Origin of the sequence: Streptomyces sp. DG2A-72 (assembly GCF_030499575.1) — a bacterium.
In the GTDB taxonomy this organism is placed as follows: domain Bacteria; phylum Actinomycetota; class Actinomycetes; order Streptomycetales; family Streptomycetaceae; genus Streptomyces.
In genome coordinates this window covers 10085480-10108779 of record NZ_JASTLC010000001.1, presented here as the reverse complement: position 1 = coordinate 10108779, position 23300 = coordinate 10085480, and the positions used below count along the sequence as shown (strand labels likewise).

Below are 23300 nucleotides of genomic sequence, written 5' to 3'. Positions count from 1 at the left end.
GAGGCACTCCCCGTGGTCGTCCCGCCGCCGAGAAACCGGGGGCCCGGGTCACGCACGGGTCAGACCGTGGCGATGGCCGGGCCGTCGGCGCGTACCGGCTCCAGTCGGTAGGTGTGCCCCCGGGTGACCACATGGCCGGCGGTCGGGGCGGGGAAGTGGGTGCCGAGAACGAGCGTGCCGGTGTCGGCGAGCGAGGCGAGCAGCCGGCGGCGGGTCGCCTCCGCCTGTACGGGGTCGATGTCGACGCAGCTGCCGATGCCCGGATGCGCCAGCTGAACCGGATGATGGAAGCAGTCCCCGGTAATCAGGGCCATATCGTCTCCGCCGCCCACCTGGACGGCGACGTGACCGGGGGTGTGCCCCGGGGCGGGCACCAGGCGCAGACCGGCGGCGATGCCGACGCCCTCGGCCGGCACATCGACGAGGTCGAGCAGGCCCGCGTCCTCGATCGGGTACACGGAGTCGCGGAACATGGCTCGCCGCGCCGCGTCCATGTCGTAGCCGGCCCAGAAGTCGTATTCGGCCTTCGCCGTGAGGTAGCGGGCGTTGGGGAACGTGGGCACCCATGCGCCGTCCGCCGCCCGGGTGTTCCAGCCGACGTGGTCGGTGTGCAGATGAGTCAGGACCACCAGGTCGACGGAGTCCGGGGGGAATCCGGCGTCCGTGAGGCGGGCGAGGTAGTCGGTACGGAGGTTGTGCCATGCCGGGTTCGCCCGTGTCTTGCCATTGCCGATGCCGGTGTCGACGAGAACACGCAGTCCGTCCGTGACCAGCGCGAAGCTGTGGCTGTCGAGGCGTAGGACCCCTTCGCGGTCCGCGAAGTCGGGCCGCAGCCAGTCCTGTTGGGACACAACGTCCGCGGTGGCGCCCGGCAGCAGCCAGGGGCCGGTCTGCCGGGGCAAGGGGATCTCGTCGACGCGGTGGACGGTGATGTCGCCGACGGTCCAGGACGGGACGGTGGCCGACGGCTGGGCGGTGGGGGGCGCGGCGGTCTCGGTGAGCGGTGATGTGCGCATGGTGGCGGTTTCCTTCACCTCAAAAGCAATTGGTTTGCCTTAAGAGGACCGTAGGACCTACCGACGACTAACGCAAGCTGTTAGCTTTAAGGCGGGGTGGCAGTCGCCGCTCCGCCCGATCAGGAAGATCAGGAAGGGCACAGACATGTCCGCCGCTGACCTCACACCCTCGGAGGCGGCCCGCTAGGCCGCACGATCCGGGCTCCCGCTTCCCCCCGAACGCCACGCGGCAGTGGCGGCCACCGCCGACCACATCCTGTCCGTCGTCTCCGTCCTGCGGGAGCTGGACTTCGGCGATACGCCGCCGTCCGCCGCGTACCGCGCGTGTGCGGGAGAGGAGCGGCACGATGGAGCCGTATGAGCTCTCCGTCGCCGACGCGGCCGGGGCCGTACGGACCCGGCAGCTGTCCCCGGTCGAGCTGGTGGACTCCGTGCTGGAACGTATCGAGCGGGTCGAACCCCGCCTGCGGGCCTACACCTTGGTGACGGCCGACCACGCGCGCAGCGCGGCGCGGCAGGCTGCGCACGAGGTCGCCGCCGACGGCGTCAGGGGGCCGCTGCACGGCATCCCCGCGGGGCTGAAGGATCTGATCGACGTGGCCGGGATGGCGACCACGGCGAGCTCCCGGGTACGCGCGGACCACCGGGCGGAGGCGGACAGCGCGGTCGCCGCACGACTGACGGCAGCCGGCGTGGCGTTCGTCGGAAAGACCCACACGCACGAGTTCGCCTACGGCCTGACCACGCCGCAGACCAGTAACGCCTGGGACCAGGGCCGGGTGGCCGGCGGCTCCAGCGGCGGTTCGGCCGTCGCCGTGGCCGCCGGGGCTGCGGCGTTCGCACTGGGCACCGACACCGGAGGGTCGATCCGGGTGCCCGCCGCACTGAACGGAGTGGTCGGCCTGAAGCCGACGTACGGGCTGGTCTCCCGGCACGGCATCACCTCGCTGGCCTGGTCGCTCGACCATGTCGGGCCCATCACGCGCACGGTGGAGGACGCCGCGCTGGTCCTGGCCGCCCTGGTCGGCCACGACCCTCGGGACCCCGCATCCGTGGCGGCACCGCCCGTGGACTACCGGCCCGGACCCGGCACGGACCTGACAGGGCTGCGGATCGGCGTGCCGGGCAGCTACTACTTCGACCGGGTCGACTCCGAGGTCGAGGCCGCCGTACGGCACGCGATCGGCCGGCTGGAGGCGCTCGGCGCGCGGCTCGTCGAGGTGGAGATCCCGATGACGCGCTACATCCAGGCGACCCAGTGGGGGCTGATGGTCCCCGAGGCCACCGCCTACCACGAGCGGACGCTGCGGACGGTGCCCGAGCTGTACGCGGCGGACGTCCGCGTTCTCTTGGAGGCGGGCGAACTCATGACCGCCGGGGACTACCTGCGGGCCCAGCGCGCCCGCACGCTCATGCGGCAGGCCTGGCAGCGCATGCTGGACACGGTCGACATGGTCGCCGCGCCGACCGTGCCCCTGACGGCCGTGAAGGCCGGCCAGTCCACCGTGACCTGGGACGACGGCACGGAAGAGAGCGTCTCCGACGCGTATGTACGGCTGTCGGCCCCGGCGAGCATCACCGGGGTGCCGTCGCTGACCCTGCCGGTCGGGCAGGACTCGGCGGGCCTGCCGATCGGCATGCAGCTCATGGGCAGGCCCCTGGGCGAGGCCGCGCTGCTGCGCGCGGGCCACGCGTACGAGCGGACCGGGACCGCCCGCGGCGTTGCGCCGGTGACGTAGAAGGAGACGGCCGGGCGCGCCCGCACGGCCCCGGCAGGCGGTTCCCTTCTCCTGGTGCTCGAACCTCATACCGGCCGGCCGTCGCCGACACCCGAGCAGGGAAGCGAGCAGGGAAGCCCACACTGGGCAACGAGAGGCCCGGTCGGCCAGTTCCTTCCGCAGGGCGCGCAGCGCGTAGTAGGAGCGGGACTTGACCGTGCCCGGCGGGATGCCGAGGTGTGCCGAGACCTGGGCCACGCTGCACTCCAGGTACTACATGAGCTTGATGATCTCGCGGTGCTGCTCGCTCAGTTCAGGAGGCCTGCGGCGTATCGCAGCAACAGGGTTCCGCGCGCGGCGTACAGCTCTCGGATGAACTCCTCACATCTGTCGCTCAGGGACTCGTTGGACTGCTTCGTCATACCGCGGTGCTCATGCCGGGCACCGCGTCCGTGGTCCGCCTCATCCGGTGGCGTCCTCGTCCATCGACCAAGTTCATCGGGGCGTGCCCCGGGTGGAGACAAGGGCGGGTTCACACCGGCGGGGCCTGCGCCGGATCGCCGTGGAAACGCCGCCGCCGGACACCGGCCCGTGGGCCGCTCGCGCGTGTGTGTCGCCCGCTGCGGGACGGTACTGCCGCGCCTCGATGAGCCGGACACCGCGGTGTCGGTCGGCCCGTGCCGCGATGTTGTCAAAGTGCGGCCAGGGTGCTCCTCCCGTGTACGCGGACGGTACGAGCGTCCTCCGGCCCCGGCACGCGCCGGTTGCCGCATCCGGCCCACCGCCCGGCAGCGCCCATGAAGGCAAGTCGGCCGGGCGCCGGGCGGCGCCCGGTCGGCGCCGCCTCACTCCCCGTCACGCACGGCGACCAGCAGCCTCCCCCGGTTCGGGCCCGGCTCCCCGTCGCGCACGGCGGCGAGCAGCTCGGCCCGGTTGGGGCCCGGCTCGGCGTAGCGGGGTGCGTCGGCCCCCAGCCGGATGACCCGCTCCACCAGGCCGGTCTCCACGAAGGCCGCGTCGCCGGTGGCGAGCATGGAACCGACGTCGCCCCAGGCGCGCAGGATGTCGGGGTCCTTCAGGAAGACGGCCTCCACCGCGGTGCGCAGCGCCCAGGCCGGGTCGTCCGTGACATAGCGCTCGCCACGCATCTCGGCGTCGATCTCGGCTATGCGGTGCCGGGTCCAGGCGGTGTCGTCCGCCCACCCGGGCCCGGACTCCTCGTCGATGCCACGGTCGACGCGCAGGGCGAGCTCGACGGCGTCGTCCGTACCGAGCAGGCGCAGCACGTCACGCAGCCGTACGGCGTGCCGCAGACCGGTCGTCATGCCCATACCGAACTGCGGGTTGGTGGTCATCCGGGCGTCCCCGATCGCCAGGATCCCCGTGACGACGGGCTGTTCGTCGGCGACCAGGCAGCGCAGCGTGTTGTGGGTGCCGCCCATCACGTGTACGTCGGTCAGCGGGATGCCTTCGTTCCAGTGGGCGGCGTGCGGATAGAGGGCGAGCACGCGGTTCCACACGTCCGCGCGCCTCAGCGGGCGGAGCTCCTGGTCGCGGTCGGAGGTGACGAGGGTGGTCGACCAGGTGTCGCCGTCGCCGGGGGCGGTGACGATCGAGATGCTGTTGTGGTGGGTCAGCGGCCAGGTCCGCGGGGCCGGCACTCCCCGCTCGTCGGCGCGGAAGTACCGCGTGTAGTAGCGGAACCCGGCCTCCTCGCGGACTACTTCGGGTGCGCCGCCGACCTGCGCGAGGAGATCGGGTACGTCGGTCCGCCGACCAGAGGCATCGACCACGAGGTCGGCCTCGATCCGGGCCCCGGAATCGGTGACCACTCCGGCGATGTGCGGGCGGCCGGACGTGCGGGCCTCGCCCACGAGCAGGGACACCACCTTGGCCCCGCCGAGGATGCGTACCCCGGGCGTCTCGGCCGCGGTGTCGAACAGCGCTGCCTCCAGAACCGGGCGCCGGGCGGTGACGGTCTCGAAACGCTCGTCCCCCGCCTGTCGCGGGCCGGCACTCGGCACCGTCCAGGCGCCGGAGAGCATGCTGTACGTGTAGCCGCCCGCCTCGCGGATACGGTCGACGGCGCCCGGCAGCTCCTTGTCGAGGAGACGGAAGCCGCCCGGCATGAGGATGTGTGTGTGGCCGAACTGCTTGACGCCGGGCCGTCGCCAGTCGCCACCGATGGCCGCCTCCATCGTGCGTGCGGCGGCGGGATCCCGGTCGAGCACGGTCGCGCGATGCCCGTCCGAGGCAAGCAGCATCGAGGTGACAAGGCCGACAGGACCGGCTCCGATGATCACTACGTGGGCCATGGGAACTCCTTCGTCTGGGAATGCCCTCACCTTTCGCCGGATAACTGCTCACCTTCCAGACCGGTTTCCTGCTCAGTTGCCACGCCACACGCCGGGGCCGGGGGCCGCCGCCGACATCCAGGCAGGACTCACGTCGCCGCCAACGCCTCGGTCGGCGTCAGTCGGGAGGCACCGATCGACGGGTAGACACCGGCGGCCATGCCCACCAGGACCGCGCCGGCGTAGCCGCCGGTCACCGCGAGTGCGGGGATGAGCGGGACCAGCCCTGGTAGCCGACGTAGCCGAGGACGGTCAGAGCACCCAGCACGGTCTCCTGCCACGCCGCCCAGGAAGGAGAGGGCGACGGACTCGGTGAGGGACTGACGAGGACGGAGAGGAACATGGTGTTGGCCACCCCTGTCACCGTGGGGTGGCCGTCGAACCGGAGCTGGTCACCTGCGGCCTCCCAGCCGACCAGCCCCGAACGGTCGATGCCGGCCGCCGGCGTCACCGGGTCCAGAATCCCGATCACGGTGAACAAGCGCTGGTTGATGAAGTTCCGCGGGGCGGATCGTTCCGGGTTCAGCTCGGCGAACCCTGGCCGGACGCGGCCGTGGAGCCCAGTTCGGCCGTCGGGAGTCCTTACGTACCCTCAGTTGAGGAACTGCCCAGCTCTGACAGTGCCGTTGACCGCTTGGAGCAGGTTCCGCTTGGTGGCCGCACGGTCAGGACGGCGAAGTCGCCCGGCTCGACACGGTCGGAGCGGTGGACGGCGGCGTGGGTGCTGGTGACGGCACTGCTGACGCTCACGGGTCCGATACGACCGACCATACTCACCGATTCCCCGGGCAGGAGCACCGGCGGTTCGGCGCCCTGTGTCGGCACGGCCTGCAGCGTGTTGGTTCCCGGCGCCGCGAGCTCTCCCGGGCATCACCCTCCTGCCGCACTCGGCCTGCCTCACGTCTAGTCGAGTGGACTCTGATTCGATTGAGCTGGCTGACCAGGCGCCGCGTCTGGCGGGCCCGGCCGGTTGGCTGCAGGAAGTAGTCCGCTCCGAGGTCGTGGTACTCGGCGTCGTTGACCGTGTCAGCCGTCTGCGAGACCGGTGCGAGGGGGGTGAACAGTCTCTTGTCACGCCGCATCGCCCAGTGCACGTCGACCCGACGGCGAGCGAGAGCGAGTAGCGCCTGGGTATGAATCAGCCCCTCGGCTCGCTTCTTGAGGTAGTAGTCGTATTTCCCGGTGCGGCGGCCGGCGTCGCACCGGGAACCAGGCAGGTCGCCGACAACGGCGACGAACTCGACGCCCAGGATCGGGCCCGTGCCGGGCCGGGACTCGATGATCTCGGCACGCTCGTCAAGGCGGAAGGTCTCGCGGATCTCCCGGTCGCTGTTCTTGACCCGCTCGTCCAGGGCAAGCAACTGGTGGGCCAGGTCGCGTGTCAGCTTCGCGGCCCGGGCCTCGGCGAGGAGAGCGGCCGTCTGGAACTGGGCAGCCTCAACCGCCTTGGACGCAACCGTGCCTGCGCTGTGCACCTTGCGGCGCTCCAGCCAGGTAGTGAGCCGTTTGGCGCCGCTGCGGCGCAGTGCGGCCGAGGGCTGGTACTCGGTCAGCATGACGACCGGACCTTTGGCGGCGGAGTAGTCGAAACCCTCTCCAATGCCGGGCAGATGCCGACCAGCAGATCCCGCAGCCGGGTCACCAGCCGGACGCGGTCGGCCATCAGGTCACGGCGGTAGCCGGTCAGCAGTTGCAGCGTGGAGACCTGCTCGGGCGGGGTATCGATCGGGGCGAAGTCCCGGCGCATCCGGGCCTGTTCGGCGATGACCAGGGCGTCCTTGGTATCGGTCTTGCCTCGCCGCGGTCAACGCTGGTCATCCCGGTGGACGGTGCGGCCGGGCACGTGGACGACCTGCTGACCGTGGCCGATGAGCAGTGCCAGCAGCAGGGCGGAGGCCCGGCCGGAGATATCCACTGCCCAGCGCACCTCGTCGGCCTTCCCCCGGGCGGCATCGATGCCGACCCATGTGCGTGTGTGCCGTTCGGTCACCCGTGTCGCTCCGTTCCTGCGCGCCGAGTCCGTCCACGGTCCGAGGAACACTCCGCCGACAGGACGTCGCCCCGAGGGCGGGAAAATCGGGTGCGGCTGTCCGGCCGACGTCGCGACCGCTTGGCGGTCAGAGCCCGCCAACCAGCAGGACGCCGGGGACCCGCTCGTCAGGTGCTCGGAAGTGTTGCTTCGAGCATGCGTATCAGACTCTTTCGTGACCGGCCGACACCGGAGGTCCTGACGGCCAGTACCTGGTTGACGCCCATAGTGTTGTTCTCGAACCCGATCGCCGAGGCTGCCATGTACAGGCGCCATACCCGGGCCCGCCCGGGCGAGGTCAGCCGGACCGCCTCGTCCCAGCGCGCTTCGAGATCGGCCACCCACGCGCGCAGAGTGAGGGCGTAGTGCTCGCGCAGGGACTCCAGCAACACGGTGGAGCCGACGGGAGCCACCTGTGCAGGACATCCGCGTATGAGCGGTACCACTCCCTGCCTACATGCTCGGCCATGCCGATCGAGCTGATCGCATCGAAGGAGTTCTCGGTCTCCCGGTAGTCCTGCACTCTGATCTCCACCAGGTGGCCGAGCCCCGCCGCGGCGCCCGCTCTCGCGCCGACGCGGCCTGCTCGCCGGAGATCGTGACCCCCTACGACCCCGTACGCCGTAGTGTCCGGCCGCGTACATGGCCAGCGTGCCCCACCCGCATCCCACGTCGAGCAGCCGCTGCCCCTCGCGCAGGGCGAGCTTGCGGCAGACGAGGTCCAGCTTGGCCTCCCGGGCCTGCTCCAGCGTGTCGCCGGACGACGGTTGCCCCTCCCAGTAGGCACAGGAGTAGACGAGCGAGGGGCCAAGCACCAGGGAGTAGAAGTCGTTGCCCACGTCGTAGTGGTGGCTGATGGCCACCCTGTCACGTCGCAGGCTGTGCGCCGGCCCGCGAGGCTCAGCGTCGGGCTCAGCACGCGTACGCATCCGGGGCTTGTCAGCACGCCCAGCAGTCTGCGGACCGCCGCGGTACCGCCGCCGGGCTCAGCGGTCGCGCAGGACGAAGACCGGCCCATCCGCGGGCCCCACCGTACTTCCGTCCCAGAGGCGGATGCCCACGGGCCGGGGCACGCCCAGCACCTGTTCGGTGAAACGCGCCAGGATTGCGGCTGCCTCGGCCATCGGACTCCTCTCGATACCGCCTGCCGCCGAGTCGGCGACGGTCCGTTCCGCTCTACGGCCGCGCCCCGAGAAAGGAACGCAACCATGCATCGTGTCCAGCCTCCGGCCCACGAGTGAACCGATCGGTTGGCATGAACCGATTGGTTGGCACCACGTAGTTGTCGGTAGGGAGGGCCCGGAGCCACGCTAAAGCTAAGTCCTTGCGTTAGGAGGCGGCAGGACCTACGCTACTTAAAGCTAACCAACTGCTTTTAGTTGGGGAGCAAGCGCATGCGAGCAGCACGGCTCGCCTCCAACGTCCCGTACCTCATCAGCTTCTTCCCAGCGAAGGGTAAGCAAATGTCTCGTGTTTCTTCGGCTCGTCAGGTGTTCGGTCGTTCTGTGGGGGGTGTGGTGGCGGCTGGCGTGGTCGCTGGTGTCATCGCCGCTGTGTCGTTGTCCGGTACGGCGGGTGCGTCGGGCGGGTCTGGTGCGAGGGCGGGGTCGGGGGCGAAGCCGACGATCGTGCTGGAACACGGTGCGTTCGCGGACACCTCCAGCTGGAACGGCGTGATCAAGCGGCTGCAGAAGTCGGGGTATCCGGTAGTGGCGGCGGCGAACCCCCTGCGCGGACCCGCCAGTGACGCCGGCTATCTGCGCAGCGTCGTGGACCGCATCGACGGACCAGTGGTGATGGTGGGCCACTCCTACGGCGGCACGGTGATCAGTGACGCGGCCGTGGGCCACGAGGACAAGGTCAAGGCGCTGGTCTACATCGCCGCGTTCCTGCCCGATACGGGCGAGACCTCATTAGGGCTGTCGAACAAGTTCCCCGGCAGCACTCTCGGCGATGCCATCGAGGCGGTGCCCTACAGGCTGCCGGGCGGTTCGAGTGGCAACGACGTGTACATCAAGCCTGACAAGTTTCGTCAGCAGTTCGCCGCTGACGTCTCCCAGAGCCAGGCCTCCCTGATGGCCGCCACGCAGCGTCCCATCGCCGCCGCGGCACTGGAGGAGAAGGCCACCAAGGCCGCCTGGAAGACCATTCCTTCCTGGTCGCTGATCGCCACCCAGGACCTCAACATCCCGCCGGCCTCCCAGCGCTTCATGTCCGAGCGCGCCGACGCACACACCGTCGAAGTCAAGGCCTCTCACGCGGTCCCCGTCTCGCGCCCCGACGTCGTCAGCCGCATCATCCAGCAGGCCGCCAACACAACCGGCCGCTGACCCACAGCCCCGGCCCGGCAGGAGAGGCACAGCGTCTCCTGCCGGCCCACAGCGCCCCACCTCGCCCCACACCGTCCTCAAGAGGAGAAGCCATGCCCTTCATCACCGTAGGCCAGGAGAACAGCACCGACATCAACCTCTACTACGAGGACCACGGGGCCGGGCAGCCGGTCGTCCTCATCCACGGCTACCCCCTGGACGGACACTCGTGGGAGAAGCAACTGCCCGCACTGCTCGATGCCGGACACCGCGTCATCACCTACGACCGCCGCGGCTTCGGCCAGTCCAGCCAGCCCACCACCGGCTACGACTACGACACCTTCGCCGCCGACCTCCACACGGTGCTGGAAACCCTCGACCTCACCGACACCGTCCTGGTCGGATTCTCCATGGGAACCGGAGAAGTCGGCCGCTACCTGGGCACCTACGGTTCGGCACGCATAGCCAGGGCGGTGTTCCTCGCTGCGCTGGAGCCCTACCTCCTCAAGACTGAGGACAACCCCACAGGCGTCGACGGCGAAATCTTCGAAGGCATCCTCTCGGCAGTCACGCGCGACCGTTACGCCTACTTCACCGACTTCTACCAGGCCTTCTACAACCTCGACGAAAACCTCGGCACCCGCATCAGCGAAGACGTCGTCCGTGCCAACTGGAACACTGCCGCCGGCGCATCCGCCTACGCCTCACGTGCCGCCGTCCCGACCTGGACAACCGACTTCCGCGCCGACCTCCCCAAGATCGACGTCCCGGCACTCATTCTGCATGGCACCGCGGACCGGATCCTGCCGATCGAAGCCACCGCCGAACCGTTCCACGCCGCACTCCCCGAGGCCGAGTACGTCGTCGTCGAAGGAGCCCCGCACGGCCTGCTCTGGACCCACGCCGAAGAGGTCAACAAAGCCATCCTCGCCTTCCTCGCCGCATAACCACCCCGCACCCAGGCACCTCACCCTCGGACTCCGTGTCTCCCAACAGCACGGAGTCCGAAGGCGCAGCCGTGCTTGTCCTCGCTCCCACCCCGCTGGATGTCGAGCAGTGCTTCGCGGAGCTTCAGGGTGACCTCGCCGGCCTCGCCGCCCGACTGCGTAGGGAGACGCGGGCCTCCTCGGACTGGGGTGAGTCCCCGCGCCGACCGGCAGTGATCACGATGGACACGGGATTCTGGCCCTCAGAGTCCGTGATCGGCCGCCTCGGTATCGATGTCACCAGGCGGCTCCTTCTGGAGATCCCGCGCCGGTCCGGTTCTAGAGTCCGTCTTCACCGATCTGGAGTGGGAGTTACTCGCTCCCCTGATCCCGCGAGCTACGACGGGCCGACCTCGAGTAGAGATCCGCACCGGCATCTCCACCATCGTCCGTGCCCACCAGCACGCCGCCGCCACCGGCCGAAAAAGGGGATCCATCGGCCGGACGAACCAGACGATCACGCCCTTGGCCGATCCCGGGGAGGACCGGCCACCAAAATCCACGGTGACGATGGCTGAGTGATCGCTTTGGACCCGACCCAAAATCCACCGACGCTGTTGGGTTGCCCTGACGCGCATGCCCCGCGCTCACTCCTCCCGGCGGCGTCCGGGCATGAGCCAGAAACTGAGAGCCGCACCCGCCACCAAGGTCACGGCGGCCACGCGGAAGGCGAGGCGCACGCCGTCGACGGCGAGGCCGCCGGCCGACTCCACGGTGTGGGAGCCGTGCGTCCCGCCGAGCGCGATCGCCGCGAACGTGGCGAGGCCGAGCGCGCCGCCCACCTGCTGCACCATGGTGGTCACTCCCGAGCCGAGGCCCGCGTCATGGTCCGAGATGCCGTGCAGGGCCGCGTTCTGCACGGCTGGCAGGGACGCGGCGAAGCCGAGGCCGGTGACGATCATGGCGGGCATGACGTGCGAGCCGTACGAACTGAGTCAAGCCACCGTCCATAGAAGATCACCAAGGACCATGTCATTGCTATGCGGCTACCACCGCCGCGAACCGAGCCAAGGCTTGTCCCGCATTGATCTCACTGCCGGGACGGGCCTCGCTCTCGACAGAACGGTCAGCGCTCGCTTTGCCTCACCATGTGGCTCCTCATCATGTCAATCCGCTGTGTGAGTTATGGGAGTTCTGGTCACAGGGCTGCGGGCCTGCCAGCCTCGCGGGCGAGCGCCCGGCCGACGCGGGGCCGGGCCCCAAGATCCACGTGGACCCGGGCCTCAGCTGACGAAGACTGTCCTCCGTCCCCGTTCCGAGGGCCGGGCCGAGGCGGCGACAAGCCCGGAGTGCGGCTTGCAAGGAGCGGCCGCCCGGTACTCCGGGCGCCTTGGCCGCTCTTTCAGCGGCTACTTCTGGATCCCCATCGTCGGACCACTTCTCGGCGGAGTGATCGGCGTGCTGGTCTACGACCTGTTCATCGGCGACGTCCTGCACCTCCGCACCCGTCACGGGACGCCGCACCCGAAATCGGCCGGACACGTCCCGTGACGGGTGCGGATGATGCGTAATCCGCCCCGTACCGCCGGGTCCCGGCGTACGCACCCCATGCCTGCCGCCGTCAGGGCACTTCAGGACGCACCGGCTCGTTCTCGCTGCGCCCGGCGTTCCACGGGACGAACCTTTTGCCGGAGAACGCGACACACAGCGGCCTCGGCTCTGCTGGACGCTGGTGCCGCCTGCCGACGCCACCAGCGCGGCACGGCGTCGCCAGGCGCCTGTCATCGCCGTGGCCTCGTCACGGCGACTCCTCCGCCGCTCGGCACACCGGGCAGGTCAGCTGTCGGGCGGGCCAGTCGCGGATCACCTTGCCCGGACTCGCGGGCCCGCGAAGCAACTTGCTTTCCGCACGGACGTGGTCGACGCAGACAGCCGCACCACACACGTAACAGACGGCAACGGCGACCTCGCTACGCCCCTGTTGGACGCATTCATAGCAGTTCATGGACGGACCTTTCGCCCAAGGACGCTGCCGACGAGAGGCTGGGGCACCGGCATCGGTCATCCTCCGTCGCCAACCTCTGCGGCAGATGTCGTCCGGTGCCGCGCGGAGTTCCCTCGAAGAAGCCGCCCAAACGCGGCCAGATCATCGATCGCCCGGCACGGCTACGGCCAGGCATCGGCTCCTCCGCCACGCCATTCGATCAATGGCGTGACACCGGCCTCCTCCTGCTCCAAAGCGATTCCGAGCCGGCGCACCACCGCCAGAACGTCCGCCACGCTACGCGCCACGCCCATCAGCTCACCCCTGACCGACACTTGGCGACCACCACAACCGAAGGGGCTGTGCACTACCACGGGAGCCGCCCGCCCCCGCCCGCCTCCCGGCGGCCGCGGGCAATCCCAAGGGCCCAGCCCCGGTCCTGCGGCTCTCGTACGCCTCGTCATGGACGCGTCCGTCATATGCCGATGCTCTCCCCCTGTGTTCATCCCACCCATGATCGCCTCAACAAGTTTTGCACAATGCAAAAGATTTCCCGGACGACACGCAGGCACCCTTGACACGTTTTGCATAATGCAAACGTCAGGAAGGGGAACCAATGAGTGCCATCCGCACCGCCGAGAACGAGAAGCCCAGGACCGTAAGCGCAACGAGCCGCTTCTCGCCCGAAAGGACGTGCTCGGAGTTGCGCACCTCCTCGTGGGCGCTGCTGGTCCTCGCGGTGGCCATCGGCGCCGGGGCCGGCCTGGGCTCGGTGGTCTTCCGCTGGTGCATCCAGGCCTTCACTCACCTCTTCTCCGGCCATGCGGACTACACGGCATCCCCTGGCTCGCACAATCCGCACGTACCGTGGCTGGGCCCATACTTCGTGCTGCTCGCCCCTGTGCTGGGCGGCCTGCTGTACGGGCCGCTGGTGAACCGGTTCGCCAAGGAGGCGCGCGGGCACGGGGTGCCCGAGGTGATGCTGGCAGTCGCGCAGGGCGGCGGCCGGATCAGCCCGAAGGTCGCCGTGGTCAAGACGCTGGCCTCAGCCCTGACCATCGGCTCCGGCGGCTCGGTCGGCCGCGAGGGGCCGATCGTGCAGATCGGCTCCGCGCTCGGCTCCACCCTGGGGCGGGTGGCGCAGGTGACCGAAGGGCGAATGAAGCTGCTGGTGGCGTGCGGTGCGGCGGGCGGCATCGCCGCCACCTTCAACGCACCGCTGGCCGGGGTGTTCTTCGCCATGGAGCTGATCCTGGGCACCTTCTCCGCGGAGGCCTTCGGCGCCACGGTCCTGGCCAGCGTCACCGCGAGCGTGATCGGCCGTGCCGCCTTCGGTGACGTGGCCTTCCTGAACCTGCCCGCCTTCCATGTCGACCATCTCGCCCAGTACGCGCTGTTTGCGCTCCTGGGCGTCGTCGCCGCCGTGGTCGGAGTCGGCTTCTCGCGGTTCCTGTACCTGGTCGAGGACACCTGCGACTGGGCCTGGCGCGGGCCGGAGTGGCTGCGCCCGGCGGTCGGCGGGCTGGCCCTCGGCCTGGTGCTCCTCGTTCTGCCGCAGATGTACGGTGTCGGCTATCCGGTGCTGGAGAAGGCGACCGAGGGCGGGTACGCCGTCGGCTTCTTGCTGCTGTTGCTGGTGGGAAAGATGGTGGCGACCAGTCTGACGATCGGCATCGGTGGCTCGGGTGGGGTGTTCGCGCCCAGTCTGTTCATCGGGGCGATGCTCGGGGCGGCGTACGGCATCGGCGTACGCGACCTGCTGCCCGGCACGGCCGGAGCCGTGGGTGCCTACGCGCTGGTGGCCATGGGTGCCGTCTTCGCGGGTGCGGCCCGCGCGCCCATCACCGCCGTGGTGATCCTCTTCGAGCTGACCGGCGAGTACTCCATCATCCTCCCGCTGATGCTGGCGATCGTGCTCGCCACAGGCGTGAGCCGTCTGCTCTCGCGCGACACCATCTACACGCTCAAGCTGAGCCGACGCGGCATTGACCTCGACGGCCCCGCCCGCGGCGCACCGATCGGCGCCCAGGACGTCGGAACCGTCATGGAGCCCCTCCCCTCACCCCTGCCGTCGTCCACCGCACTGTCCGACGCCGCCGACCTGCTGAGCCTGTCCGGCCATGGAGCGCTCCCAGTGGTCGACGACACCGGGAACTATGTAGGTGTCGTCACCGCCCAAGCAGTCGCCGAGGCACTCGCAGAGCAAGCCGACACCGCACCCGCCCGCGTCGGGCAGCTCACCGAGCCACCCGCACCCGTCACCGTGGACCAGCCACTGGCACATGCACTGCCTGCCCTGCTCTCGACCGCGGGCACCGGAGTGCCGGTGCTCGACACCGCGCACGGCAAGCCCGTCGGCTGGCTGAGTCACCACAGTGCCCTGCGCGCGGTACACACGGCTGCCGCGTAGCCCCGCACCAGGCCAAGGTCACCTGACCCAGACGCCTCTTTTGCACTGTGCAAACCTGGGTAGGGGTGACCACGACGGACAAAACCGCCCCTCGGAGGCGAACCATGCACACACGCCACGTTCAGCGCGCCTACTCGTTCGCCTGCCTCGATTGCGGCCACGGTTGGGAAGGCACCTACGACATCGACGTGACCGTGGACGAACACGCCCGGATCACCGCCGCCTACCGCCTCGCCGGCGAGCGCGTACCGTCTCCCTTGCAGTCGCCACAGTGTCCGGCCTGCGAGAGCCACAAGATACGCATCATGCGACCGGGACGCGTCGCGTCCGCACACTTGCATGAGACGTGAGGGCAGCGACAGCGTCGCATGTCCGACCTCCGTCCCGACTGGACGCTCTTGGCCGGACGAACCTGGCGCGGCCCTGCACGAGCACTGTGGACACCACAGCGGACATGGGTGGTTCTACGTCACTCAGCCGTCGCCGCCACGGGCACGTGGCTGGTACGAGCGACCAGGCTCGCGACCAGGAGGCCGTCCTCCGGCCTGACGGTGGAAGACAGCCTTCTCCTGGCTGCCGACGCCCTCTCACGCGGGCAGCCATCCCGCACATTGCGCGGATCGGGGCATTTTGCATAGTGCAAGCGAGTGGCCCGCCATGCGTCCCCGGCCGCAGAGGGTAGTCCTCAGTGCATCCAGGACCGACCCGCTCACCGCGGAGGCACCCGATGGCCCAGCGTCCCTCGCGTCCGACCACCCGCAAGACCCTGCTCGGCGTCGCAGCCGCGGTCGCCCTCGCGGCCCTCAATGCCCCGGCCGTGGCGGGCTTCGCCCAGCACGCCTACCACCGCTACGAGATCAGCCAGCCGGAGTACAAAGCGAAGTACGGCCACTGGACACTCGCCTCCCTCCCGGAGAAGTACCAGCTCAACTCCATCCACGCGATCCTGCTGCACACCGGCAAGGTGCTGCTGATCGCCGGATCCGGCAACAGCGTGAAGCTGTTCGAGGGCGGAGCCTTCAAGAGCACCCTGTGGGACCCGGCCACGGACACCTTCAAGAAGATCGACACCCCGGCCGACTTGTTCTGCGGTGGCCACGCCCAGCTCCCCGACGGCAAGATCCTCGTCGCCGGGGGCACCGCCCGCTACGAGGTCCTGAAGGGCGACGTGAAACGAGCCGGCGGCGCCATGCTGGTCAAGAACGAGGACCCGGACCGCGCCCGCACCTTCCCCAAGGGCACCCTCTTCCGCTCACCCTCCGGCGTGGAGTACCGCTCCCAGTTCAGCGTGCGCGTACCCGCCGCGAAGAAGACACCCACCGGGCGGATCAGCCCCGTGAAGGTCACCGCGAGCGAGGCCCGCGTGTTCGTCGAGGCGGTCGAGGAGGGACCACTGGGTATCACCAACACCACCGAGCAGTACGCCATCGTCGGCTTGAAGGGCAAGGACGCCGACAACCTTTACGGCATCGCCAACAAGCTCGGCCTCGACAAGAAGGACTTCCAAGGCATCAAGGACGCCTACGAGTTCGACCCGGTCACCGAGAAGTACACCAAGGTCGGCTCCATGAGCGAGGCCCGCTGGTACCCGACCCTCACCACCCTGTCCGACGGCCGCGTCCTCGCCGTCTCCGGCCTCGACGACATCGGGCAGATCGTGCCGGGCAAGAACGAGATCTACGACCCGAGGACACAGACCTGGTCCCCGGCACCGACCCGCTACTTCCCCACCTACCCGTCCTTCTTCCTGACCGGCAAGCGGAAGATCTTCTACTCCGGCTCCAACGCCGGATACGGACCCGCCGACAAGGGCCGCACCCCCGGCCTGTGGGACCTCAGGACCAACACCTTCACCCCCGTCCCCGGCCTGAGGGATCCAGACGTCCTGGAGACCTCCTCCTCGGTCCTGCTGCCGCCCGCACAGGACAAGAAGGTCATGGTGCTCGGCGGCGGAGGCGTCGGCGAGTCGCGGGCGGCCACCTCCCGCACCGCGATCGCCGACCTCGACGCCGAGCACCCCGCCTTCACTACCGGTCCTCGCCTGCCGGAGAACACCCGCTACCTGAACAGCGTGCTCCTGCCGGACGACAAGGTGTTCACCACCGGCGGCAGCCAGGACTACCGAGGCAAGGGCGCCAGCGACATCCTCAAGGCCCAGATCTACGACCCGGCCAAGAACACCTTCACGCCCGCCGCCGATCCCACCGTCGGCCGCGACTACCACACCGAGGCCCTGCTGCTGCCCGACGGCCGTGTCGCCGTCTTCGGCTCCGACCCCCTCTTCGCCGACAAGGCCGACTCCCGCCCCGGCCACTTCGAGCAGCGCGTCGAAGTCTTCGCCCCGCCCTACCTGCACCAGGGAGACCGCCGCCCTGACCTGGCCCTCGACGGCCGGACCGACGTCGACCACGGCAGCGAGGTCGTCCTGCACACCACCGACCCGACCAGCATCAGCCGCGTGCGACTCATCCGCCCCGGATCCGCCACACATGTCACGGACTTCGACCAGCGGTCGGTCGCCCTGGACATCACCCGGCGCACAGGCGGCACGCTCACCGTCCGCGTGCCCGACGACGCCTCCCTCGTCCCACCCGGTTGGTACATGGCCGTCGCCGTCGACACACGAGGTGTTCCGTCCCGCGCCGTCTGGATCCACGTGTTCGGGTGAGATGGGGCGCTCACCGCGACTGCTGGACACCGAAGGGCAACGGCTTGTGATGCACATCACGCTCCCCAGTGCAAAATTTACCTAGTGCAATGATGGTTGGGCCCTGCGCGCACGTACCCCCTGACACACAGCTCGCTCACGTCAGGAGGCTCCATGCCGATCTCCCGCAACAAGGCCGGGACCGTCTTCGTGGTCGGCGCGATGGGTCTGACCCTCGCCGCCCTCGCCTACCCCGCCATGCTCGGCATCGAGAACGCGGCGACGAACACGTCCCGCATCATCGCCAACACCCAGTACGGCCCGCTGACCGAGGCCAACCGCGACTTCGTCGTCAAGGTCCGCGCGGCCGGCCTGTGGGAGTACCCCTTGGGAGAGATGGCGATGGAGCGGGGCACCACGAAGGAGATGAAGGAGGCCGGCGAGCACCTGATCGTCGGCCACGCCGGGCTCGATGAGATGTGCCGGAAGATCGCACCGGAGCTGAACATCACCCTGCCCAACCAGGCCAGCCCTCAGCAACAGCAGTTCGTGGCGACCGTGGATTCCAAGAGCGGCAAGGAGTTCGACTCCACCGCCGTCAGTATCATGCGCGTCACCCACGGCCAGATCTTCCCCGCCATCGCCAAGATCCGCGCCAGCACCGAGAACGTCCTGGTCCGCCAGCTGGCCGACCTGGCCAACGACACGGTTCTGGACCACATCACGGTCCTGGAGAAGACCGGCCTGGTCAACTACGAGCAGGTCAACTTCCAGCAGACCTCCCCGCCCAAGCTCCCCAAGGACCAGCTGACCCCGCCCGCGGCCCAGCCCGGTGCCCCCTTGGTCGCCCTCACCCCGCGCCCGGACCTGGACGTCAACACCAGTTCCCCGACACCCAGCCCGACCGTCGGGTGAACGGCGAGGGGGCGCACCCTGTCACGGTGCAGCCGCGGAGGACGGACGACAGGAGGGGCGGAGGCGGTGTGGGAGATCCGGTAGGAGCGTACGACCGCGATCACGCACACGACGACGAGCGCGGCGGCACAGCCGCCCAGGTCGCGCAGAGGGCCCGAACGGGTCGCTCCGGCCTCCACGCCGCGCGGCGGCACGCGCCCCTTCGAGTCGTACACGACGGCAATGGCATCACCGGGTTGGGTGGTCTGCCCGCAGCCGCGCCAGATGCGGACCTGCAGCGGTACGCCGTCGCGGTCAGCAACCGAGCAGAGGTAGCGGCCGCGACTGGAAACCGCTCCTGGTCCGCCCTCGACCGAGGTCACCACAGCGGATTCCACGCGCCCCCGCTCCGCCAGCACCAGGCCGACAGCCCCGTACCACGCAGAGGTAGAGGGCGAGCGCGGCGGCACACGCCAGGCCGCCCTCGCCGTCCGCCAGCCCGGAAATCCCGTACCAGGCACCGGCTGCTGCGGCCCCGACGATCGCTCCCGCTCGCGCGCATCCGGCGAGAAGCGCTTCAGCCACCAGCCACCACGGCGGCAGGCCGACGAACTCGGCGGGCCCCCACACCGTGCTCCGCAGAATGCGCCATCAGGTGCCGTTCCTGCGCGGGCCGGGGAGGACGTCGTCGGCGCATGCGCGTTTCCCTCCCCTTATCGGCGTCCTTCAGCGTCCGCCATCCAGGCAGCGAAACCACGGACCCCCAACATTCGCTTGCATTATGCAAAACGCAGCGCGGAGAACAGCAGCCCAAATCCGACAGTGACGCCCGGCACATCAGGCGTCGCGGGCCGCCGGGACGTCCACCGCCCAGCCCAGCGGGTGCGGTTCCGCGTCATCGAGCGCCGGCGCCAGGGGCTCTCCCCCGGCCTCGTTGAAGGCGGCGAGGGCCTCCATGAGCGCCAGCCGCTGGGTAGGGGTGAGCCGCTCGACGATCGCGGCGATCTCGGCTCGGCGCCGGGCGGTGACGTCCTCGACCGTACGCCGGCCTTCCTCGGTGAGCTGCAGGAGGGTCTCACGGCGGTTGCCGGGGTTGAGGCTCCGGTCGGCCAACCCGGCCGCGATCAGCCGGTCCACCATCCGCATCGCGGTGGACGGCGCCACCTGGAGCAGGTCGGCGAGCGCGACCAGCTTGGTCGCTCCGCGCGTGGACAGCACCACCAGCATCCTGAACTGCGGGAGCGTCACTCTCTCCTCGACCTCGGCGAGGGAACGGGCGGAGACCGCCACCAGCAGTCGCGACGCTGTCAGCACCGCACGGGTCACCACGTCAACATCGTCCATCGCCCCCGCGGGGGTCTCGCGCTCCGGCATACGTCCTTTGTACCGTGCCGAAGTCCCTGCTCACTCAGGCGATGGGAACAGATTTTCCTTCCTCGTGACCGTGGTAGCGGAGCAGGAGCATCGCGGCGTCGTCGTGCGGTGGCCCGGCGGCGTGCTGAGCGAGATCCGCGCGCAGGGCGTCCAGGGCCCGGTGCGCGTCGGAATCCTTCAGCAGGTGCGCCCGCTCTCCGACGGGATAGAAGCGGCCGTCCTGGTCCCGGGCCTCGGTGACGCCGTCGGTGTACAGCAGGAGCTGCTCGCCGGGGGCGAAGTCGACCCGATACGGCTTCGGGCCCTCGCTCCCGTGGGCGCCCAGCCCCAGCGGAAGCGCGTAGGCGGGCGGCTGCGGGAAGTCGACCGTGCCGCCCTTGCGTACGACCATGGGGGCGGGATGGCCGTAGTTGAGGAAGACGGCCTGGTGGCGGGTGCCGATCTCGGCGAGGATCGCGGTGACGAACTTCTCGCCCTCCAACTCCCGCGCCACGCTGCGTTCCAGGCGTTCGCCGAGCCCCACCAGGTCCGGCTCGTCGTGCGCCGCCTCCCGGAACGCGCCAAGGACGACAGCCGCCGTCTCCACCGCGGCAAGTCCCTTGCCCTGCACATCGCCCACGATCACCCGGATGCCGTGCGGCGAGGCCACCACCTCGTACAGGTCCCCGCCGATGCGCGCCTCCGCGACAGCCGAGGTGTACGACACGGCCGCCTGCAACGGCCCCGCCGTCAGCGGCACCGGCCGCAGCAGCACCCGCTGAGCCACCTCCGCGATCGACCGGACACTGGCCAGCTCCCCCTCCCGGCGCGAACGCATCACGGCCGCCGCGATGCCGACGCCCGTCACGCCGGCCACCGAGGCCAGCGCGGTGAACCCCCGACGCTCCTCGAACAACCCGTCGTACAACCCGAGCGCCACGCACAGCACCAGGGCCACGAGCCCGAACACCGCCGTACGACGCCACCCCCCGACCAGCCCGGAGAAGGCAGGCCCGAGCGAGACGAGCGGGAGAAACCCGACCCCCGGACCGGCCACGACGTCCATCACCGCGACGATCGCCATCACCACAACCGGCATCCAAGACAGCACGGTCCAGCTCGATGGCGGCCTCTTGTCGGTCATGTCGCACTCCAGCGGTGTCGCGCGCTCGAGAGCCGCCCCTCGTCCCCGCAGGGCGCCCCTCACTCACTTTTAGACTATGCAAAGGTGGCGTGCGCGAGGCGGCTCACAACCCCGGTCCTTTACCCAATCGAGGCCGAGAGCCGATATTCCCGACCCGCGGAGGCGACCATGACACACAGACAAACCACATCTCGCCACCCCCAACTCCCCACCGGATGGCGGCGCCTGGCTCTGCGGCTGCCGATCCTGCTCTTCCGCGCGGGGCTGGGATCCCTCTTCGGAAAGCGGCTGCTCCTGCTGCACCACGTCGGCCGCGTCAGCGGCCTGGACCGCAGGGTGGTCCTCGAAGTGGTGTCCTACGACCCGATCGGCGCAAGCTGGACCGTCGCCTCCGGATTCGGGCCGAAGGCCGACTGGTACCAGAACCTGCGCGAGCAGCCGAAGACCCTCATCCAATTCGGCAACCGACCCCACGCCGTCACCGCCCGCTTCCCCACACCCGACGAAGGCGCCGAGATCATGGCCGACTACGCCCGCCGGCATCCCCGCACGGCCCGTCGTCTGTGCGCATACATGGGTTTTCCCATCGACGGCAGCGAGGCGTCGTATCGCGAGGCGGGGCGAGCGATCCCCTTCGTACGCCTCGACGCGTCCCTCGGACACCATCAGCACCGACGCTCGCGCGCGTGACGTCCCGGACGTGGTGTCCGGGGCGTCCGCGCCGCGGTGGCCGCTTTCCCTTACACCGCGGCGATGCCCTCCATGCCGGACTCGGCGAAGGCGGGCAGTCCGGTGGCGGTGGTGACCTTGGTGAGGGAGCCGTTCCTGCCGATGCGGAAGCCGTCGACCGTGCCGGAGACGGCGTTCTGCACGTGGAGGAACTTCTCGTCCTGTGTCACCGCCAGGTCTGTGACGCCCTCGCCGCGGCACGAGGCGCATCGCCCGAGCCATCGCAGGGAAGTGCGCGGAAAGCGGCCGGAGGGACTGGCGATCTCATTTTGCATCATGCAATGATCGGACAGGGGGGCAAGCCGCCGGCTGACCGCCGTCCGGCGCCCAGGAGTGACACCGGCAAGGTAAGCGGGACGGCGCATCGGCCGTCGGCGGGCTCCCCCGCCTCTGCTGGTCCACCACCGCTGGACCACACGGCCAGGGGCCCGATACGCGAGGGCCGTTGGGGACACGCACGGCCCCTCAGGGGCAAGGAAGACGCTGCCCACAGCCTGTGAGCAGGGTCAGGAAGACTGGGACCGTGACCACCCAAGAGCCAGACGGCGAGGGAACACCCGAAGAGCGGGGCGGTACGCCGTCCGGCTCCGAGGAAGTCTGGCTGAAGTTCCTTACGGACAGCGAGGGCGCGATCCGCCGGTCCGCGCCCAAAAAACCCTCCGCCCGAGAACGCGCACCGGGACCGCACCCGCGAACGGTCGGCGCGGACAGGGCAGGGCCGCGGACGCGATATCCGCACGACGAGTCGGTCAGCTCCGGGATGGATACGGTCGGCGACCTGTGGCAGCCGGACGACGCTTCGCCCGGCCCGGCCTGGCGGAACCTGGACCGCCGCGCGAGGCTCCGGCGCGTCGGCCACGTGATCGCCACGGCCGCGGCGGTCGCTCTGGCCCCGGGGGCCTGGTCCTGGTTCTCCACCAGCGCGGGCACTCCTGACGACGCGACGGACGATTTCATCGTGCAGCAGTTGGAGGACCTACCCCACGAGTTGCCCACGGCAACCCACGCCCCGCCTGGATCCGCCGTCACTCAGCTGTCCTCTTCGTCGGTGACTGCCGGATGAGACACGCTGCATCGAAGGGAGTCCTTTCCAGGACCGTGCACTGGTGGTGGCAGCGGGGAGGGGGCGGCCAAGGCGGACGCGGTTCGGGTCGCAGGGAGGACTACGCGCGACGAAAAGCGCCCGCGGATCCGCCCGGGCCCAGGGCCTGCACGCCGGGAAACCACCTGGGGAGAGCCGAACAGCCGCGAACCATGGCACGATGCAAAGGTGACCCGCCGTATGGCCCGCAAAGGGACGTCGGCCGGGACTGGAGCGCCGGGAAGCCTGGTCGGCACGGAAGATCGCCGTTGTGCCGAAGAAGGAGCCGACCGTGTCCGCCATCCAGTTCGCGCTCAACCGGGCGATGCGCCTCGACGGAGCGCTCGGCGTCGCCGTCGTCGACTACCTCAGCCGCATGCCACTCGGCACCCTGAGCCACCGGAAGGATCTCGACCTGAACCGGGTCGCCCACAGCGGCACAGACGTTGTACGCGCCCATCTCTCCGCCCTGGACATGATGGGCCGCAAGCCGGAGCAGCTGGAGGACATCCTGGTCACCCTCGACGGCGAATACCATCTCCTCCGCCCGCTGACCCGCCGGACCCACGAAGGCCTCTTCCTCCTGCTGGTCCTGGACCGCGAGCGCGCCGAGCCGGAGACCGCACGCCAGGAACTCCGCCAGATCGAGAAACTGCTGTGAACCGACATGATCCTGGACACGGGCAGTGCTCTCTGCCGGGATCCG

Annotated in this window: 19 protein-coding genes and 5 pseudogenes; 12 read left to right on the top strand and 12 right to left on the bottom strand. The window is 69.7% G+C overall.

Features of this window, described 5'->3' with window-relative positions:
• Positions 1 to 59: 59 nt before the first annotated feature.
• Entirely contained in the window at positions 60 to 1016 is a 957-nt protein-coding gene (locus QQY66_RS47900; protein ID WP_301986854.1) for an MBL fold metallo-hydrolase, read from the bottom strand.
• A gap of 145 nt (positions 1017 to 1161) precedes the next feature.
• Here QQY66_RS47900 and QQY66_RS47895 point away from each other — a divergent pair.
• Both QQY66_RS47895 and QQY66_RS47890 read left to right on the top strand, forming a co-directional pair.
• Positions 1162 to 1377, top strand: a pseudogene (locus QQY66_RS47895) (hypothetical protein).
• The gene (locus QQY66_RS47890; RefSeq protein ID WP_301986853.1) at positions 1364 to 2755 is read left to right on the top strand and encodes an amidase; all 1392 of its coding nucleotides are present in this window, start codon (positions 1364 to 1366) and stop codon (positions 2753 to 2755) included. Before QQY66_RS47895 ends, QQY66_RS47890 begins: the two are co-directional and overlap by 14 nt.
• A gap of 147 nt (positions 2756 to 2902) precedes the next feature.
• Here QQY66_RS47890 and QQY66_RS47885 read toward each other — a convergent pair.
• The 5 genes and pseudogenes from QQY66_RS47885 to QQY66_RS47865 all read right to left on the bottom strand — a co-directional run.
• Positions 2903 to 3046: pseudogene (locus tag QQY66_RS47885) on the bottom strand (sigma factor-like helix-turn-helix DNA-binding protein); the annotation flags it as partial.
• A 533-nt stretch (positions 3047 to 3579) separates the two neighbouring features.
• Entirely contained in the window at positions 3580 to 5049 is a 1470-nt protein-coding gene (locus QQY66_RS47880; protein WP_301986851.1) for an NAD(P)/FAD-dependent oxidoreductase, read from the bottom strand.
• A 232-nt stretch (positions 5050 to 5281) separates the two neighbouring features.
• Positions 5282 to 5569 (bottom strand): hypothetical protein, encoded by a 288-nt coding sequence (locus QQY66_RS47875; RefSeq protein WP_301986850.1) that lies wholly within the window; start codon positions 5567 to 5569, stop codon positions 5282 to 5284.
• Positions 5570 to 6116: 547 nt separating this feature from the next.
• Positions 6117 to 7078: pseudogene (locus QQY66_RS47870) on the bottom strand (IS110 family transposase); the annotation flags it as partial.
• 167 nt (positions 7079 to 7245) lie between these two features.
• Positions 7246 to 8241 (bottom strand): annotated as a pseudogene (locus QQY66_RS47865) (class I SAM-dependent methyltransferase).
• 405 nt (positions 8242 to 8646) lie between these two features.
• Between QQY66_RS47865 and QQY66_RS47860 the strand changes: the two are divergent.
• Both QQY66_RS47860 and QQY66_RS47855 read left to right on the top strand, forming a co-directional pair.
• Positions 8647 to 9447: an alpha/beta fold hydrolase gene (locus QQY66_RS47860; protein ID WP_301986849.1), complete on the top strand. Its 801-nt coding sequence runs from the start codon at positions 8647 to 8649 to the stop codon at positions 9445 to 9447.
• A gap of 92 nt (positions 9448 to 9539) precedes the next feature.
• The gene (locus QQY66_RS47855) at positions 9540 to 10373 is read left to right on the top strand and encodes an alpha/beta fold hydrolase (RefSeq protein ID WP_301986848.1); all 834 of its coding nucleotides are present in this window, start codon (positions 9540 to 9542) and stop codon (positions 10371 to 10373) included.
• A gap of 242 nt (positions 10374 to 10615) precedes the next feature.
• Here QQY66_RS47855 and QQY66_RS50740 read toward each other — a convergent pair whose 3' ends face one another.
• Both QQY66_RS50740 and QQY66_RS47850 read right to left on the bottom strand, forming a co-directional pair.
• Positions 10616 to 10990: a hypothetical protein gene (locus QQY66_RS50740; protein WP_367667056.1), complete on the bottom strand. Its 375-nt coding sequence runs from the start codon at positions 10988 to 10990 to the stop codon at positions 10616 to 10618.
• Positions 10991 to 10999: 9 nt separating this feature from the next.
• Positions 11000 to 11323: a hypothetical protein gene (locus QQY66_RS47850; protein ID WP_301986846.1), complete on the bottom strand. Its 324-nt coding sequence runs from the start codon at positions 11321 to 11323 to the stop codon at positions 11000 to 11002.
• A 427-nt stretch (positions 11324 to 11750) separates the two neighbouring features.
• On the opposite strand from QQY66_RS47850, the pseudogene QQY66_RS47845 reads away from it, so the two are divergent.
• Positions 11751 to 11923 (top strand): annotated as a pseudogene (locus tag QQY66_RS47845) (aquaporin); the annotation flags it as partial.
• A 227-nt stretch (positions 11924 to 12150) separates the two neighbouring features.
• Here QQY66_RS47845 and QQY66_RS50735 read toward each other — a convergent pair.
• Positions 12151 to 12357 (bottom strand): DUF2180 family protein, encoded by a 207-nt coding sequence (locus tag QQY66_RS50735; RefSeq protein ID WP_367667055.1) that lies wholly within the window; start codon positions 12355 to 12357, stop codon positions 12151 to 12153.
• 706 nt (positions 12358 to 13063) lie between these two features.
• On the opposite strand from QQY66_RS50735, the gene QQY66_RS47840 reads away from it, so the two are divergent.
• From QQY66_RS47840 to QQY66_RS47825, 4 genes are all read left to right on the top strand, one after another.
• Positions 13064 to 14746, top strand: a complete 1683-nt coding sequence (locus QQY66_RS47840; protein WP_301987743.1) for a chloride channel protein — start codon at positions 13064 to 13066, stop codon at positions 14744 to 14746.
• 104 nt (positions 14747 to 14850) lie between these two features.
• Complete coding sequence (locus tag QQY66_RS47835; RefSeq protein WP_301986844.1) at positions 14851 to 15096, top strand: hypothetical protein; 246 nt, start codon at positions 14851 to 14853, stop codon at positions 15094 to 15096.
• Between the two features lie 377 nt (positions 15097 to 15473).
• Positions 15474 to 17414, top strand: a complete 1941-nt coding sequence (locus tag QQY66_RS47830) for a kelch motif-containing protein (RefSeq protein ID WP_301986842.1) — start codon at positions 15474 to 15476, stop codon at positions 17412 to 17414.
• A 153-nt stretch (positions 17415 to 17567) separates the two neighbouring features.
• Positions 17568 to 18308: a DUF4142 domain-containing protein gene (locus tag QQY66_RS47825; RefSeq protein WP_301986840.1), complete on the top strand. Its 741-nt coding sequence runs from the start codon at positions 17568 to 17570 to the stop codon at positions 18306 to 18308.
• A gap of 816 nt (positions 18309 to 19124) precedes the next feature.
• On the opposite strand, the gene QQY66_RS47820 is transcribed toward QQY66_RS47825, so the two are convergent.
• On the bottom strand, positions 19125 to 19661 hold the full coding sequence (locus tag QQY66_RS47820; protein ID WP_301986838.1) for a MarR family winged helix-turn-helix transcriptional regulator: 537 nt from the start codon (positions 19659 to 19661) through the stop codon (positions 19125 to 19127).
• Positions 19662 to 19695: 34 nt separating this feature from the next.
• Positions 19696 to 20784 (bottom strand): PP2C family protein-serine/threonine phosphatase, encoded by a 1089-nt coding sequence (locus QQY66_RS47815; RefSeq protein WP_301986836.1) that lies wholly within the window; start codon positions 20782 to 20784, stop codon positions 19696 to 19698.
• A gap of 168 nt (positions 20785 to 20952) precedes the next feature.
• Between QQY66_RS47815 and QQY66_RS47810 the strand changes: the two genes are divergently transcribed.
• Positions 20953 to 21474, top strand: a complete 522-nt coding sequence (locus QQY66_RS47810; protein WP_301986834.1) for a nitroreductase family deazaflavin-dependent oxidoreductase — start codon at positions 20953 to 20955, stop codon at positions 21472 to 21474.
• Positions 21475 to 21524: 50 nt separating this feature from the next.
• Here QQY66_RS47810 and QQY66_RS47805 read toward each other — a convergent pair whose 3' ends face one another.
• Positions 21525 to 21683 (bottom strand): hypothetical protein, encoded by a 159-nt coding sequence (locus QQY66_RS47805; RefSeq protein WP_301986832.1) that lies wholly within the window; start codon positions 21681 to 21683, stop codon positions 21525 to 21527.
• A 353-nt stretch (positions 21684 to 22036) separates the two neighbouring features.
• Here QQY66_RS47805 and QQY66_RS47800 point away from each other — a divergent pair, with 353 nt between their 5' ends.
• The gene (locus tag QQY66_RS47800) at positions 22037 to 22576 is read left to right on the top strand and encodes a hypothetical protein (RefSeq protein WP_301986830.1); all 540 of its coding nucleotides are present in this window, start codon (positions 22037 to 22039) and stop codon (positions 22574 to 22576) included.
• 310 nt (positions 22577 to 22886) lie between these two features.
• Complete coding sequence (locus QQY66_RS47795; RefSeq protein ID WP_301986828.1) at positions 22887 to 23255, top strand: hypothetical protein; 369 nt, start codon at positions 22887 to 22889, stop codon at positions 23253 to 23255.
• The last annotated feature ends 45 nt before the right edge of the window (positions 23256 to 23300 follow it).

Bases quoted from the DNA above. Each gene is read 5' to 3' on its own strand.
- QQY66_RS47880 (WP_301986851.1), bottom strand. From the start codon at position 5,049: ATGGCCCACGTAGTGATCATCGGAGCCGGTCCTGTCGGCCTTGTCACC.
- QQY66_RS47815 (WP_301986836.1), bottom strand. From the start codon at position 20,784: ATGACCGACAAGAGGCCGCCATCGAGCTGGACCGTGCTGTCTTGGATG.
- QQY66_RS47900 (WP_301986854.1), bottom strand. From the start codon at position 1,016: ATGCGCACATCACCGCTCACCGAGACCGCCGCGCCCCCCACCGCCCAG.
- QQY66_RS47810 (WP_301986834.1), top strand. From the start codon at position 20,953: ATGACACACAGACAAACCACATCTCGCCACCCCCAACTCCCCACCGGA.
- QQY66_RS47890 (WP_301986853.1), top strand. From the start codon at position 1,364: ATGGAGCCGTATGAGCTCTCCGTCGCCGACGCGGCCGGGGCCGTACGG.
- QQY66_RS50735 (WP_367667055.1), bottom strand. From the start codon at position 12,357: ATGAACTGCTATGAATGCGTCCAACAGGGGCGTAGCGAGGTCGCCGTT.
- QQY66_RS50740 (WP_367667056.1), bottom strand. From the start codon at position 10,990: ATGCGCGTCAGGGCAACCCAACAGCGTCGGTGGATTTTGGGTCGGGTC.
- QQY66_RS47855 (WP_301986848.1), top strand. From the start codon at position 9,540: ATGCCCTTCATCACCGTAGGCCAGGAGAACAGCACCGACATCAACCTC.
- QQY66_RS47825 (WP_301986840.1), top strand. From the start codon at position 17,568: ATGCCGATCTCCCGCAACAAGGCCGGGACCGTCTTCGTGGTCGGCGCG.
- QQY66_RS47830 (WP_301986842.1), top strand. From the start codon at position 15,474: ATGGCCCAGCGTCCCTCGCGTCCGACCACCCGCAAGACCCTGCTCGGC.
- QQY66_RS47820 (WP_301986838.1), bottom strand. From the start codon at position 19,661: ATGCCGGAGCGCGAGACCCCCGCGGGGGCGATGGACGATGTTGACGTG.
- QQY66_RS47835 (WP_301986844.1), top strand. From the start codon at position 14,851: ATGCACACACGCCACGTTCAGCGCGCCTACTCGTTCGCCTGCCTCGAT.
- QQY66_RS47850 (WP_301986846.1), bottom strand. From the start codon at position 11,323: ATGCCCGCCATGATCGTCACCGGCCTCGGCTTCGCCGCGTCCCTGCCA.